Below are 14,702 nucleotides of genomic sequence, written 5' to 3' on the forward strand. Positions count from 1 at the left end.
TCGCACGCCGGTGAATCGCGTCCCGCCACCCGGGGCAATGGGGTCGGGTGAACGCGATGGGGGCACGGCGGCGAGAAATCGATCAGCCAAAGCCGAGACTGAACTGAATCAAAGGAGATGAAGCCATGTCCCGACTCAGCAGGCTGTCCGCCGGTATCGCCACCACCGCGACCGCCATCGGCGCCATCGCGGTGCTGACGGCCGGCGTCGCGTCGGCCGCGACGATCACCTACACCGCCGGCGGCTCGACGCCCGTCACGTACAACTGCACCTTCCCGGGCATCTCGCCGCAGCCGGTCACGGTCGTCGCGCACCTGGACGCCCCGAGCTCGGTCGTGCACAGCACCTCCGTCACCCCGACCAACGTGAACGGCACGGCGACGATCAGCGCGACCGTCCACTCGCTGCTCACCGCGGTCGGCTACGACGGCATCCGGGGCACGGCGTCCGTGCCGGTCTCAGTGTCGTCGGGCACGCTGTCGCAGCCGGCGGCGACCGGGCTGAACATCCCGCAGGTGATCTACCCGACCGGCGGGGCGATCACGGTGAACATCGCGCAGGTCGCGACCTCCAGTATCCCGACCTACACCGCCCCGGCCGCCGCGGGCACCTCGACGCTGTCGCTGACGAGCTCGCTGTCGGCGGCGCTGGAGTTCCACAAGAAGTCCACCGGCGCCTGGACGCCGTGGGCGATGAGCTGCACCCTGAAGGTGACGAGCCCGGCGCAGAACACCGCGTTCAGCCCGAGCATCACCGTCTCCTGACGCGACGTCCCGGTGCGGGCCCCCTCGACGGGCCCGCACCGGGACTTCCCGTCCCCGCTCGCGAACCACCCGAGGAACCCGATGCCCCGTCGAGTCCGGCCCCGCACCCTCACCGTTTCCGCGCTGGCGGCCGTCGGCCTGCTGTCGGCGGTGAACGGCGCGCTGACGGGAGTCGGCTCGGCCGCGCCCGCACCCGCGGTCCCGCCGGACACGAACGCGAAGACGTCGGTGACGGTGACCTGCCCCTTCGCCGATCCGCTCGGCGCGCGCAAGCTCACCACCGAGACGGCGGCCACGCTGCCGGCGCAGGCGAAGACCGGGACGTCGGCGACGATCCGCGAGTTCGCCACGAAGCTCACCCTCCCCCGCGACGTCGCGCTGGCTCTCCTCCCGGCCGGGGCCACCGCCGGGTCGCTGCAGGGGAGCCTGAACGTCGACCTCGCCGTGCACCAGGGCGACCGCGCGGACAAGGTCCCGGTCCCCCTCACCGTGGCGGCCACCCCGCTGCCGGACACCGGGGACGTCACCCTGACCGCCACCGGCGCCGTGCCGGAGATCGCGCTGAACACCGTCGGCGCCGTCACCTTCGACGTCACCGCGCCGACGCTCTCGCTGACGGCGGTGCCGCCGGCCGGCACCGTGGCCACGCAGCCGGCGCCGCTGATCGCGTGCACCCTCGATCCCGACCAGCAGACGACGCTGGGCAAGGTGCTGGTCCTCCCGCCGGTGAAGCCGGGGACAGCGGCGAAGAAGCCGGCCGCGGCCGCCGCCGAAGCCCCCGCTCCGGGCGATCCGCCGACCGAGGACGAGTTCGCGGTGCCGCTGAGCCTGGTCACGATCATGACGAGGTCGACGGTCAAGAAGCTCGGCGCGACCGTCACCGCCGACCCGTCGTTCCTGATCAACGGGCTGTTCATCCTCAACCTGAACGACGGCAGCTCGCGGGTGACCGGGTCGACCACCTTCAACCAGGCGACGACGTCGTTCCTCGGCTTCGGTTTCGTGCCGACGACCGCGACCGTGGAGTTCCTGCCGGTCGACTACCGCAACAGCAAGATCATCGAGGTCGCCGGGAACATCACGACCGACCCGGACACCGGGGCCACCTTCCTGAACACCACGCTGCAGGTGATGGCCCGCCTCAGCAACGCGAAGGTCAACGGCGTCCCGCTCGACCTCGGCCCCGACTGCGTGACGGCGCAGACGGTGACGCTCACCTTGGACGGCCCGTACGAGGCGTTCGGGGTCGGGCACATCCAGACGGACCCGGACAAGGGTTTCCGCCTCCCGGCGTTCACCGGCTGCGGCACCGGCGGGCAGGACCTGTCGCCGCTGCTCACCGGCATGAGCTCCGGCGACGGCAACCAGGCCTACGTGGACACCTACAACCTGGTGGTGTGCACGGATCCGGACAGCACCCAGTGCCCGCCCGGCTCCAACGGACCGCCGCCGGACGCGCTGAAGGCGGCCGCGAAGCACGCGGAGAAGGCCGTCAAGAAACCACACTGAGGGGGAAGCTCATGAGGGGGCTCGGAACGGCCGTCGTCGCGGCACTGCTCGTCACCGGCGTGACGGCGGGAACCGCGAGCGCGACCACGCTGACCAAAACCGGTTCGCTGACCTACAACTGCCCGTTCCCGGGCATCACGCCCCAGCCGACGACGGTGGCCGCGGAGCTGTCGGTCACCGATCCCCACCCAGGCCTGCCCTTCACGGTTTCGCCGTCCCTCCAGCAGACCTTCCCCACCAGTGTGCGGACGCTGCTGAACGCGATCGGCTACGACGCGGTGCGCGGGTCGCTCAGCGCGGCGTTCTCCGTCACCGACGCGACACCGGCGGCCGGAGTGATCGCGGGCGGTTTCCCCGCTCAGCCGTTCACCACCGTCACCGTGACCGGCGCGCCGCAGACGTTCACCGCCGGCACGGCCGGCGCGGTCGGCTTCTCGCTGGGCGCGAGCGTGAGCGGGATCCTCGAGTTCCACAAGGCGTCCACCGGGGCGTGGACCCCCTGGACGTCGAACTGCACGCTCAAGGTCACCAGCCCGGCGCAGAACACGGCGTTCACGCCGAGCGTCCCGATCACCTGACCCGGGAGGAAACCGTGAAGATCCGCCGCCCGCTCGTCCTGGCCGCCGCGACGGCCGCCGTGCTCGCCGGAACGGCCGCGCCGGCCGGGGCGGTCACGACGACGTTCCACTCCGCCTCCGGCGTGGCCCACAACTGCACGTTCCCCGGGATCGCCGCGCAGACGCTGTCCGCGGTGGAGCAGTTCGACGGTCCCGGCTCGATCCCGCACGGCACCGCTCCCGGGATCACGAACATCTCCGGCAGCCTCGGCATCACGACGACCCTGAAGAACCTGCTGCACGCCGCCGGGTACGACGGCGTCCGCGGCAGCGGCATGATCCCGGTGAAGCTGACGGGCGCCACCGTGACCTCGAGCACGCCCGGCGTGATCGCCCCGACCATCTGGAGCGGCACCACGGCGGCGATCACCTTCACCGGCGGCGCGGAGACGTTCTCGGCCGTCTCGGGGACCGTTTCGGCCACGTTCGCCATGAACCCGCCGTTCAGCCTGGCCCTGGAGATGCACAAGTACACCACCGGCACCTGGACGCCGTGGACGATGAACTGCTCGCTGAAGGTGACCAGCCCCGCGCAGAACACGGCGTTCAGCCCGAGCCTGATCATCACCTGACCGGAGCAACCACTACCGCTAGCTCGGCGTCCACTGTGGACGGATCGCGCCCGTGCGCGGGACCGGCAGCAGGTCGCTCACCGGGTAGCGCAGCGGCAGCGGGGCCGCGCCCGCGCGCAGCGCCAGCTCCATCTCGAAGCGGGCTCCCGGGTCGCGCAGGCTGTCGCCGAAGGTGGCCTGGAGCTGGCGCATGCGGTAGCGGACCGTCTGGGGGTGGACGCCGAGGCGTTCCGCGATCTCCACCACGTTGCCCTGGCTGTCCAGCCACGCCCGCAGCGTCTCCAGCAGCCGCTCCTGCTGCTTGCCCGTCATGTCCGCCAGCGGCGCGAACAGGCGGTGCCGCAGCGTGCCGACCAGGCCCGTGTCGGAGTTGACCAGCAGCGTCGCCAGGTGCTCCTCGGCCCGCAGCACCGGGCGGGGCACCAGGACGCCGCGTTCGGTGAGCTGCAGCGCGTTCCGGGCCCAGCGCAGGGAGTCCGCGACCGAGGCCAGCGGCACGCACGGGCCGATCGAGAGGCGGCAGTCCGGCAGCGCCACCTGCAGCGTCGCCAGGCGGGCGCTGCCCAGCTGGCCGGGCACGACCAGCTTCGGGTCGGGGGTGTCGAGCTCGGCGAGGACGTCGGCGTCCAGGCCCGCGTGCCGCCGGGCCGGGGCGACGCCGTCGGCCGGGCAGACGGCCACCGGGGTCGCGTCGGTCGGGACCGTCCAGCCGATCAGCTGGGCCAGCTCGGCGATCGCCTTCGGTGACGCGGGCGGCGTCTCGAGGATCAGGTGCAGCAGCTTGCGGCGCCAGGTGTCGAGCGCGCCCGCCGTGCGCGCCTTCGCTTCCAGGTAGCCGTCGAGCGCGACGGAGGCCAGCTCGTCCATGAACGCCAGCATCGCGTCGGCCAGCTGGGACATCACCGCCGACGAGAGCCCGCTCCGCCGTCCGACGCGCATGATCCGCCGCCACGACACCCGCGCGCCGACCCGGTAGGCCGACTGCAGCGTGTCGAGGCTGCGGCCCTCGCGCATCTCGTTCTGCCCGAGGCGGTGGTGCACGTCGTGGGACTGCTCCTTGGACACCGTCGGGTCGGCGATCTGCGCGACGAACAGCGTGATCGCGTATTCGACGCCGGCGCGGATCGACTTGCCGTAGGGCCCGTCGAGCGGGCGGGCGTAGGCCGGGATGGTCGCGCGGATCTCGTCGACGATCTCGGCGGCGAGGCTGGCCAGCTCGGGCCGGAGGATGTCGGCGAGCTTGCGGGGCAGTGCCGCGGGTGGTGCCGGATGGTCGAATCCGCGCTCGACCGACATCGCAGCTCCTTTGCTCCGCCCCAGAGGCCCCGCTCCACGCGCGGCCGAGCACCCCGCGTCCGATGCGGGGTGACACCGGACACATCGAAAAACTAGCCCGGAACGTGTCACACCTTCGAAGGGAAACCGATTTCCTGTCATCTTCGTGACAAGTTCACGAGGACTCCATGCGCAACGCTGACAACTACCCCGCCGACTGCACCCGGATGTACGTACGAACGGACGAACTCCGCGCCCGCCGCGCACCCGGACACGGCCGCTTGTATCGTGTGGTTGATACAAGCGGGAGGTACGACATGGCGTGGGACAACATGCTCGCGGTCGGGCTCTTCATGGGCCTGGTCGGCCTGGTGATCCTGATCATCCTGTGGCCGAACGACAAGCGCGGGGCCCGCCTGCTCGTGCGCTGGGGGGTGCCGGACCCGGACGCCGCCGAGGTGGCGCTGGCCGTCCGGTACCTCAAGCGGCGCCGGTTCTGGTACCCGTGGCTCTACCTGGGGCTCCCGCTGCTGTTCGGCGGCAACAACGACGGCGCCTCGATCGCCGGCACTCTGCTGCTCGGCGGCCTGATCGCCGAACTGCTGGCCCAGCGGCCCACGCGTGGCCCGCAGCGGGAAGCCGTCCTCGTCCGGCGGACGCTGCGCGACGTCGTCCCCGTCTGGGCCCTCGTGCTCAGCGGGCTGGCGTCGGCGGGCGCGGTCGTCCACCTGGCCCTGACCCGGCAGTGGCCGTTGCTGGCGGTCGCCGTGGGCACGACGGTGGCCTGCTGGGCGATCACCCTGCTGGCCGTGCGGCGCCCGCCGGCCGGGGAGCCGCGCGCCGACCTGGCGCTGCGCTGCCGCAGCGCCCGCGTCGCGATCGGGCTGGGCATCGGCACCTGCACGGCGATCGGCTGGACGCAGGGCAACCTCGGCTCGCTCCTGATCGTCGTGGTGGGCATCGCCGCGTTCCTGGCCGTCACCGCCCCGCTGAAGAGGCTCCCGGCTCTCGCGTGAAGATCGTCGTCGACACCGAGAACGGCCTGGCGCCTTGGCGGCAGGTGCACGACCAGATCATCCGCGCGGCCACGGCGGGCGCGCTCCCCGAGGGGACGCGCCTGCCGCCGATCCGCCAGCTGGCCCGCGACCTGGGCCTGGCGTCGGGCACGGTGGCCCGCGCGTACCGCGAGCTGGAGGCGGCGGGCTGGGTGGAGACGGCGCGGGCCCGCGGCACGGTGATCACGATCCCCACGGACCGTCCGGACCCGGCCGCCCTGCTCCTGGCCGCGGCCACCGAGTACGCGACCCGGGCCCAGGACCTGGGCGCGAACCTCGACATCGCCCTCGACGCGGTCCGCAAGGCCTACCCGTCGTGAGTGGTAATGCGGGTTAGAACCCTAATCACCACTCACGAGAAGCCGACCCAAAGCAGCCAGAACCGGCTGAAGGACCTCGACCTCGCCTGAGTTGCCCACGCACTCGGTGACGCCCGCACCCACGACGTCGTAGGCCGCCAGCGCGTCCAGCGACGACACCAGCCGCGCGATCGTCCAGCCGTCCGGCTCGGGGTAGTTGAGGCCGCCGAACTCCGACGGATCCAGCACGTCGAGATCCACGTGCACGTACAGCTTCTCCGCACCCGCCAACGCATCGACCGACGTGACCGCCAGCCCACGCGCAACCGCCGCACGCTCCTCCGGGTCGAACACCCGCGTCCCCAGCAGCACCGCGCGTCCCGGCTCCAGAGCCGGCGCCGCCGCGAACTCCGGGTCGCCCTCACCGAGCAGCGACCGCAGCACCATCCCGTGGAACGCCCCCGACGGCGACGTCGACGCGGTGTTCAGGTCCGCGTGCGCGTCGAACCACGCGACGCCGAGGCCCGGGCCGTACCGGTACCAGGCGACGCCGATCGGGACCAGCTCGACGCCGCAGTCGCCGCCGATCGTCAGTACCGGTCCACCGGGCGCCTCCAGCGCGGCCAGCTGGGCCGCGCGGTTGGGCCCGGTCAGCACGGCCCGTGACGCGATCCCACCGTCCACTGAGGACAGTTCACGGGACTGCGGGACGTGGTGCACGGGCCGGCCGAGCACGTGCCCGGCCAGCTCCGCGAGGGCCACGCAGCCCCCGGGCAGGTCGCCCGCCCGAGGGCCCACCGCGCCTTGCCGCTGCGGTACGGCGTTGATCAGCAGGGTCACTCCAGGACGAGCAGGAGGTCGCCGCCCTCGACCTGCTGGACGGCGTTGATCGCGCGCCGCGCCACCTTGCCGCCCGCGGACGCCGTGATCGACGCCTCCATCTTCATCGCCTCGATCGTCGCGACCGTGGCGCCGGCCTCGACCGTGTCGCCCTCGTTGACCTGCAGCGTGACCACGCCGGCGAACGGCGCCGCGACCTGCTTCGGGTTGCCCTTGTCCGCCTTCTCGGTCGCCGGGATGTCCGACGCGATCGAGGTGTCGCGGACCTGGATCGGGCGCAGCTGGCCGTTGAGCGTCGACATCACCGTGCGCAGGCCGCGCTCGTCGGCCTCGCCGATCGCCTCCAGCTCGATGAGCAGCCGCACGCCCGGCTCGAGGTCGACGGCGTACTCCTCCCCCGGGCGCAGGCCGTAGAAGAAGTCCTTGGTGGGCAGCACCGAGGTGTCGCCGTAGGCCTCGCGGTGCGCCTCGAACTCCTTGGTGGGGCCGGGGAACAGCAGCCGGTTGAGTGTCCGGCGGGGGTTCTCCTCCAGGGCCTTGCGGTCCTCTTCGGACAGTTCCTGCACCGGCTTCGGGTCCGCGCGGCCTTCGAGGGCCTTGGTGCGGAACGGCTCCGGCCAGCCACCCGGCGGGTCGCCGAGCTCGCCGCGCAGGAAGCCGATCACCGAGTCGGGGATGTCGAACTTGTTCGGCTCCGCCTCGAAGTCGGCCGGGGAGACGCCCGCGCCGACCAGGTGCAGCGCGAGGTCGCCGACGACCTTCGACGACGGCGTCACCTTCACCAGGTGCCCGAGGATCTTGTCGGCCGCCGCGTACATCGCCTCGATGTCCTCGAAGCGGTCGCCCAGGCCCAGCGCGATGGCCTGGGTGCGCAGGTTCGACAGCTGCCCGCCGGGGATCTCGTGGTGGTAGACGCGCCCGGTGGGCGAGGCCAGCCCGGCCTCGAACGGCGCGTAGATCTTGCGCACGCTCTCCCAGTACGGCTCCAGCTCGCCGATCGCGTCCAGGCTCAGCCCGGTGGTGCGGTCGGAGTGGTCGGTGGCCGCAACGATCGACGACAGCGACGGCTGCGACGTCGTGCCCGCCATCGACGACACCGCGCCGTCGACGGCGTCCGCGCCCGCGTTGATCGCCGCGAGGTAGGTGGCCAGCTGGCCGCCCGCGGTGTCGTGGGTGTGGATGTGCACCGGCAGGTCGAACTCCTTGCGCAGCGCGGTGACCAGCCGGGTCGCCGCGGGCGCGCGCAGCAGCCCGGCCATGTCCTTGATCGCCAGGACGTGCGCCCCGGCGCCGACGATCTGCTCGGCCAGCTTGAGGTAGTAGTCGAGCGTGTAGAGCTTCTCGCCCGGGTCCGACAGGTCCGAGGTGTAGCAGAGCGCCACCTCGGCGACGGCGGAGCCGGTCTCGCGCACGGCTTCGATGGCCGGGCGCATCTGCTCGACGTCGTTGAGCGCGTCGAAGATCCGGAAGATGTCGATGCCGGTTTTCGTGGCCTCCTGGACGAAGGCGGTGGTCACCTCGGTCGGGTACGGCGTGTAGCCGACGGTGTTGCGCCCGCGCAGCAGCATCTGCAGGCAGATGTTGGGCACGGCCTCGCGCAGCGCGGCGAGCCGCTCCCACGGGTCCTCGGCGAGGAACCGCAGCGCGACGTCGTAGGTCGCGCCGCCCCAGCACTCCAGGGAAAGCAGCTGTGGCACGGTGTTCGCGACGATCGGCGCCACCGCGAGCAGGTCCTTCGTGCGGACGCGGGTGGCGAGCAGCGACTGGTGCGCGTCGCGGAACGTCGTGTCGGTGACGCCGATGTGCGGCGACTCCCGCAGCCAGCGCGCGAAGCCCTCCGGACCGGCCTCGACGAGCTTCTGCTTCGAGCCGGCGGGCGGCTGCGCGTCCTTCGCGAGCTTCGGCAGCTTGAGCGTCGCGTCGGGCGTCTTCGGGCGCTCGCCGTGCGGCTTGTTGACCGTCTGGTCGGCGAGGTAGGTCAGCAGCCGCGTGCCGCGGTCGGCGGAGTGCCGCGCGGTGAGCAGGTGCGGCCGCTCCTCGATGAACGACGTCGTGACGCGCCCGGCGCGGAAGTCCGGGTCGTCGAGCACGGCCTGCAGGAACGGGATGTTCGTGGCCACGCCGCGGATCCGGAACTCGGCGACGGCGCGGCGCGCGCGGCCGACGGCGGTCTCGAAGTCGCGCCCGCGGCAGGTGAGCTTCACCAGCAGCGAGTCGAAGTGGGCGCTGATCTCGGTGCCGGAGAAGGCGGTGCCGCCGTCGAGCCGGATGCCGGAGCCGCCCGGCGAGCGGTAGGCGGAGATCATCCCGGTGTCCGGGCGGAAGCCGTTGGCCGGGTCTTCGGTGGTGATGCGGCACTGCAGCGCGGCGCCGCGCAGGTAGATCTTGTCCTGCGACAGGCCCAGGTCGTCGAGGGTCTGACCGGAGGCGATCCGCAGCTGCGACTGCACGAGGTCGACGTCGGTGACCTCTTCGGTGACCGTGTGCTCGACCTGGATGCGCGGGTTCATCTCGATGAACACGTGGTTGCCCTGCTTGTCGAGCAGGAACTCGACGGTGCCGGCGTTGCGGTAGCCGATCTGCTTCGCGAACTTGACCGCGTCGGCGCAGATCCGGTCGCGCAGCTCGGGGTCGAGGTTCGGCGCCGGGGCCAGCTCGACGACCTTCTGGTGACGCCGCTGCACCGAGCAGTCGCGCTCGTAGAGGTGGATGATGTTGCCCACGGCGTCGGCGAGGATCTGCACCTCAATGTGCCGCGGCTCCACGACGGCCTTCTCGAGGAACACCGTCGGGTCGCCGAAGGCGGACTCCGCCTCGCGCGCCGCGGCCTCGATGGACTCGCGCAGCTGAGCGGGCTCCAGGACGCGGCGCATACCGCGCCCGCCACCACCGGCGACGGCCTTGACGAACACCGGGAAGCCCAGCTCGTCGGCCGCCGCGACCAGCGCGTCGATGTCGCTGGAGGGCTCGGACGAGCCGAGCACCGGTACGCCGGCCTCGCGCGCGGCCTTGACCGCGCGGGCCTTGTTGCCGGTGAGCTCGAGGATGTCGGCACTCGGGCCGACGAAGGTGATCCCCGCTTCCTCGCACGCGCGCGCGAGATCGGGGTTCTCCGACAGGAAGCCGTAACCCGGGTAGACGGCGTCGGCCCCGGCCTTCTTGGCCGCGGCGACGATCTCGTCGACCGAGAGGTAGGCGCGCACGGGGTGACCGGGCTCGCCGATCTCGTACGCCTCGTCGGCCTTCAGCCGGTGCAGCGAGTTGCGGTCTTCGTGGGGGAACACGGCGACCGTGCCGGCCCCCAGTTCGAAGCCGGCGCGGAACGCGCGGATCGCGATCTCACCGCGGTTGGCCACCAGCACCTTGCGGAACATGCCCGGTCCTTCCCGTTTGGATCGGTAGTCAGCGCACGTTACCCGGTTTTTCCCGCTGGGCGGGAGCTGCATACCAGGTGATGGACATCATGCGCGTGGAAAGATTGGCCGATCAGCGCTGGTGGCACCTCCCTGCCGGAGTCTCAGGACGCCTGCGGCACGTAGAGCAGCCGGTTGGCCGTGCCTGCCGGGACGCCCTTCAGCGCGTCCGGCGTCGCGGCCTGAACGAGGGCCTGGTCCACCTGCGCTGGCGTCGAGCCGGGGTGCTGGGCCAGGTAGATCGCCGCCGCGCCGGCCGCGAACGCCGCGGCCACCGACGTGCCCGACTCCGGGCCCGCGGTCGTGCCGCCCGCGATCGGGCTCGGAACGGCGACGCCCGGCGCGTACAGGTCGACGTCCTGGCCGAAGTTGGACGCCTTGTCCGGGTGGTCCTGGTCGTCGATCGCCCCGACGGTCAGCGCTTCGGTCACCCGGCCCGGCGAGAAGCCGCTCGCGTCCGCCGTCTCGCTGCCGGCCGGGACGGCGATCGGCAGCACCGTGGCCAGCCGCTTCACGGCCGCGTCGAGCTGGTCGTTCGGGACGCCGCCGATGCCGAGGACGGCGACCGCGGGCTGCCGGGCGTTCTGCGCGACCCAGTCGAGCCCGGCGATGATCTGCTCGGTCGCACCGCCACCGTCCTTGTCGAGCACCCGCACCGGGACGATCTGCGCGCCCTTCGCGACGCCGTAGGCCTGGCCCGCGGCGATCCCGGCGAGCCGGGTGCCGTGGCCGTTGGTGTCGGTCGTGTCGGTGCCACCGCCGAGGAAGTCCCGCCCCGGCGCGACGCGGCCCTGGAAGTCGGGGTGCTGCGCGTCGACACCGCTGTCGATCACGTAGATCGTGACGCCCGCGGCGTCGTCGCCGTAGCGGTAGGCGTGGTCGAGCCCGGCGCGCTGGTCGATCCGGTCCAGCCCCCAGCTGGGCGGATCCAGCTGCACTCCCCCGGCGGCGGCCGCCGGCGCCTGCCCGGCGAGCACGATGGCCACGGCCGCGAGAACACCCCGTCGTTTCCTCATGATCAGCGTGGTACCCGCGAGCCGGAGCCGCGACAACTCAGGGCTGTCGCCCGATCGGCTGATCTACACTGGGAGCACTAACGCAACGGGAGTGGCACTTGGAGACCATCGGCACGCAGCGCCCGGGCGGCCGCACCGAGCGGACCCGCCGCGCCGCCCTCGACGCGACCCTGGAGCTGCTCGGCGAGCGCGGGTACGCGGAGCTGACGGTCGAGGCCGTGGCCGAACGCTCCGGCGTCCACAAGACGACGCTGTACCGCCGCTGGGAGTCCGCCGAAGGCCTGGTCGCGGCGGCGCTGCTGATGGGCACCGAGCAGGAGTGGGCCGCGCCGGACACCGGCTCCCTCGAAGGCGACCTGCGCGAGGTCAACCGGGAGCTGGTGCACTTCTTCACCGAGCCGGGCCTGCGCGAGCTGCCGATCGCGTCGATCTCGGCGGCGTTCCTCTCGACCCGCGCGGCGGCCGCCCTGGAGGAGTTCTACGTCGACCGCCACGCGCGGTCGGCCCCGATCGTCGAGCGAGCCGTGGCCCGCGGCGAAGTCCCGGCCGGGACGGACGCGGTCGAGGTCGTGCGCGTCGCCTGCGGGCCGGTCTTCTACCGCCTGTTCGTCTCCCGCGAAGGCGTGACGCCGCGAGACGCCGACGTCGCCGCGGCGGCAGCGGCGGCCGCCGCCAAAGCCGGGGTGTTCGTCACGGCAACGGACGGCTGAACCGCAGCTCCTCCAGCGAAACCGCGCCACCGTCGATCGTCTCGGTGCGCGTGCCGCCGTCGAGCGACCAGCCCGCACGCTCGTAGAACGTCTTCGCACGCTCGTTCGTCGCCAGCACCCACAGCACCGCGGCCGGCCAGCTCTCGGCCAGCGACGTCAGCACCTGTTCGTGCAGCAACCGGCCCAGACCGCGGCTCCACACCTCGGGGTGCAGGTAGATCGCGTACAGCTCACCCTCGTCCGGCCCGTCGCGGCGCGGGCCGAACGCGGCGAACCCGACCACCTGCGGGGCTTCCACCACGAGCACGCGGCCGCCGTCGCGCAGGGTGCGGGCCCAGCCCGCCGTCCGGCTCCCGACCGAGATGCGGGCGAGGAACTCCGCCGGCATCAGGCCGTCGTAGGCCGCTTGCCACGACCGCACGTGGATCTCGCCGATCGCGCCCGCGTCCGCCTCGGTGGCGGGCCGGACCACGGCGGTCACGACTTCTCCAGGTACTCCGCACGATCGACGTCGACGACGTCCGCGACCATCTGGGCCAGACCGGGGAACTTCGAGATCGCCGGGTCCTTCTCGACGATCTCCTGCGCCCTCGCCCGCGACTCCGCGATGACGTCTTCGTCCCGCAGCAAGGAAAGCAGCTTCAGCGTGGACCGCTTCCCGGACTGCGCGGCGCCGAGGATGTCACCTTCGCGGCGCAGCTCCAGGTCGAGGCGGGACAGCTCGAACCCGTCCGTGGTCGACTCGACCGCCGCCAGCCGCTCGCGGGTCGTCGTGCCGTCGAGGGCTTCGGTGACCAGCAGGCACAGCCCCGGCACGCTGCCCCGGCCGACGCGGCCGCGCAGCTGGTGCAGCTGGCTGATCCCGAACCGGTCGGCGTCCATGATCACCATCGCCGTCGAGTTCGGCACGTTGACGCCGACCTCGATCACGGTGGTGGCCACCAGCACGTCCAGCTCCCCCGCGGCGAAGGCGCGCATCACGGCGTCCTTGTCGTCCGCGGGCATCCGGCCGTGCAGCACGGCGATGCGCAAGCCCTTGAGCGGGCCCTCCACCAGCTGCGGCGCGATGTCGAGGACGGCGACCGGCGGCCGCTTGTCGCTCTTGTCCGACGGCGGCTCGTCGCCGATCCGCGGGCACACGATGTAGGCCTGGTGCCCCTTGGACACCTCTTCGGTGACGCGCTGCCAGACGCGGTCCATCCACGCCGGTTTCTCCGCCACCGGGACGACCGTAGTGCTGATCGGCGACCGGCCGACCGGCATCTCGCGCAGCGCGGAGATCTCCAGGTCGCCGTAGACGGTCATGGCGACCGTGCGCGGGATCGGCGTCGCGGTCATCACCAGCACGTGCGGGCTGGTGCCCTCGCTGCCGCGGGTGCGCAGGGCGTCGCGCTGCTCGACGCCGAAGCGGTGCTGCTCGTCGACGACGGCCAGGCCGAGGTCGGCGAACTGCACGGTCTCCTGGATGAGCGCGTGCGTGCCGACGATGATGCCCGCCTCGCCGCTCATGGCCTCCAGCAACGCTTTCTTGCGTTCCTTCGCGCCCATCGACCCGGTGAGCAGCGTGACGCGGGTGGCCTTCTCGGCCGCGCCCAACTCGCCGGCCTGCGCCAGGTCGCCGAGCATCTCGCGCAGCGACCGCGCGTGCTGCGCGGCGAGCACCTCGGTCGGCGCCAGCAGCGCGGACTGCCGCCCGTTGTCGACGACCTGCAGCATCGCCCGCAGCGCGACGATCGTCTTGCCCGAGCCGACCTCGCCCTGCAGCAGCCGGTTCATCGGGTGCTCGGTCGCCAGGTCGCCGGCGATCTCGTCGCCGATGCCGCGCTGGCCCGCGGTGAGGTCGAACGGGAGCCGCTTGTCGAAGGCGTCCATGATCCCGCCGTCGACGTGCGGGTTCGCCTTGGCCGGCCGGGAGATCGCGGAATGCCGGCGCTGCGCGAAGATCAGCTGCACGGCCATCGCTTCGTCCCACTTGAGGCGCTTCTTCGACGCCTCCAGGTGCGCCCAGTTCTCCGGGCGGTGGATGCCGCGCAGCGCGTTTTCGAGGTCCCCCAGGTGCTGGAGCCGCAGCAGCTCCGGCGGCATCGGGTCCTCGTCGACGTCGAGGACGTCGAGCACCTGGCGGACGCACTTGGCGATCGACCACGTCGGCATGCCTTGCGCCGCCGGGTAAACCGGGATGATGGCGGCCAGGAAGTCGTCCATCGCCTCGGCTTCGCGATCGGCCTCGAACAGCTCGTACTCGGGGTTGGTCAGCTGCAGGGTGTCGCGGAACGCCGAGACCTTGCCGGCGAACAGGCCGGACTTGCCGGGCACCAGGTCCTTCTCCCGCCAGGCCTGGTTGAAGAAGGCGCACGTGAGCCGGCGCTTCCCGTCGGTGATCACCATGTCGATGATGGTCCCGTTGCGGGCCTTCATCCGGCGCTTGCTCACCTTTTCGATGCGCGCCAGCACGGTCGCGTGCTCGCCCAGCTCGAGGCCGGCGATGTCGGTGAGCTCACCGCGCTCGGCGTAGCGGCGCGGGTAGTGGCGCAGCAGGTCGCTGACCGTCTCGATGTCCAACGCCGTGGCGAGCGCCTTCGCCGTCTTGGCACCCAGCAGCAACGGCAGCTTGTCGCGCAGTCCGGCCATC

13 protein-coding genes are annotated in these 14,702 nt (G+C 72.1%); 7 read left to right on the forward strand and 6 right to left on the reverse strand.

All coding sequences use genetic code 11. The features are described 5' to 3' along the window. Positions 1–125 precede the first annotated feature (125 nt). The 4 genes from OG570_RS01905 to OG570_RS01920 all read left to right on the forward strand — a co-directional run bounded on the left by OG570_RS01905 (position 126) and on the right by OG570_RS01920 (position 3,462). Positions 126–764: a DUF6801 domain-containing protein gene (locus tag OG570_RS01905; protein ID WP_326947015.1), complete on the forward strand. Its 639-nt coding sequence runs from the start codon at positions 126–128 to the stop codon at positions 762–764. An 81-nt stretch (positions 765–845) separates the two neighbouring features. Then, positions 846–2,273 carry a DUF6801 domain-containing protein gene (locus tag OG570_RS01910; RefSeq protein WP_326955352.1) on the forward strand — a complete coding sequence of 476 codons (1,428 nt, stop codon included), beginning with the start codon at positions 846–848 and terminating at the stop codon, positions 2,271–2,273. Positions 2,274–2,284: 11 nt separating this feature from the next. Continuing rightward, the gene (locus tag OG570_RS01915; RefSeq protein WP_326947012.1) at positions 2,285–2,851 is read left to right on the forward strand and encodes a hypothetical protein; all 567 of its coding nucleotides are present in this window, start codon (positions 2,285–2,287) and stop codon (positions 2,849–2,851) included. Positions 2,852–2,865: 14 nt separating this feature from the next. Continuing rightward, positions 2,866–3,462 carry a DUF6801 domain-containing protein gene (locus tag OG570_RS01920; RefSeq protein WP_326955353.1) on the forward strand — a complete coding sequence of 199 codons (597 nt, stop codon included), beginning with the start codon at positions 2,866–2,868 and terminating at the stop codon, positions 3,460–3,462. 18 nt (positions 3,463–3,480) lie between these two features. On the opposite strand, the gene OG570_RS01925 is transcribed toward OG570_RS01920, so the two are convergent. Continuing rightward, entirely contained in the window at positions 3,481–4,758 is a 1,278-nt protein-coding gene (locus OG570_RS01925) for a PucR family transcriptional regulator (RefSeq protein WP_247062109.1), read from the reverse strand. A gap of 296 nt (positions 4,759–5,054) precedes the next feature. Between OG570_RS01925 and OG570_RS01930 the strand changes: the two genes are divergently transcribed. Together OG570_RS01930 and OG570_RS01935 are read left to right on the forward strand one after the other, a co-directional pair. After that, positions 5,055–5,753 carry a hypothetical protein gene (locus OG570_RS01930; protein WP_326955354.1) on the forward strand — a complete coding sequence of 233 codons (699 nt, stop codon included), beginning with the start codon at positions 5,055–5,057 and terminating at the stop codon, positions 5,751–5,753. Next, a complete protein-coding gene (locus OG570_RS01935; RefSeq protein WP_326955355.1) occupies positions 5,750–6,112 on the forward strand; it encodes a GntR family transcriptional regulator in 363 nt (120 codons plus the stop codon). Before OG570_RS01930 ends, OG570_RS01935 begins: the two co-directional genes overlap by 4 nt. A gap of 21 nt (positions 6,113–6,133) precedes the next feature. Here OG570_RS01935 and OG570_RS01940 read toward each other — a convergent pair whose 3' ends face one another. The 3 genes from OG570_RS01940 to OG570_RS01950 all read right to left on the reverse strand — a co-directional run bounded on the left by OG570_RS01940 (position 6,134) and on the right by OG570_RS01950 (position 11,360). Continuing rightward, positions 6,134–6,925 (reverse strand): arginase family protein, encoded by a 792-nt coding sequence (locus OG570_RS01940; protein WP_326959839.1) that lies wholly within the window; start codon positions 6,923–6,925, stop codon positions 6,134–6,136. 2 nt (positions 6,926–6,927) lie between these two features. Beyond that, positions 6,928–10,305, reverse strand: a complete 3,378-nt coding sequence (locus tag OG570_RS01945) for a pyruvate carboxylase (RefSeq protein WP_326955356.1) — start codon at positions 10,303–10,305, stop codon at positions 6,928–6,930. Between the two features lie 143 nt (positions 10,306–10,448). Then, positions 10,449–11,360 carry a S8 family peptidase gene (locus OG570_RS01950; protein ID WP_326955357.1) on the reverse strand — a complete coding sequence of 304 codons (912 nt, stop codon included), beginning with the start codon at positions 11,358–11,360 and terminating at the stop codon, positions 10,449–10,451. Between the two features lie 98 nt (positions 11,361–11,458). Here OG570_RS01950 and OG570_RS01955 point away from each other — a divergent pair, with 98 nt between their 5' ends. After that, on the forward strand, positions 11,459–12,070 hold the full coding sequence (locus OG570_RS01955; RefSeq protein ID WP_326955358.1) for a TetR/AcrR family transcriptional regulator: 612 nt from the start codon (positions 11,459–11,461) through the stop codon (positions 12,068–12,070). Here OG570_RS01955 and OG570_RS01960 read toward each other — a convergent pair. Both OG570_RS01960 and recG read right to left on the reverse strand, forming a co-directional pair. Next, positions 12,051–12,551, reverse strand: coding sequence for a GNAT family N-acetyltransferase (locus OG570_RS01960; RefSeq protein WP_326955359.1), 501 nt, complete (start codon positions 12,549–12,551; stop codon positions 12,051–12,053). The genes OG570_RS01955 and OG570_RS01960 overlap by 20 nt on opposite strands. Continuing rightward, positions 12,548–14,701, reverse strand: a complete 2,154-nt coding sequence (gene recG / locus OG570_RS01965; RefSeq protein ID WP_326955360.1) for an ATP-dependent DNA helicase RecG — start codon at positions 14,699–14,701, stop codon at positions 12,548–12,550. Before recG ends, OG570_RS01960 begins: the two co-directional genes overlap by 4 nt. Position 14,702 lies beyond the last annotated feature (1 nt).

Origin of the sequence: Amycolatopsis sp. NBC_01286 (assembly GCF_035982555.1) — a bacterium.
Lineage (GTDB): Bacteria > Actinomycetota > Actinomycetes > Mycobacteriales > Pseudonocardiaceae > Amycolatopsis.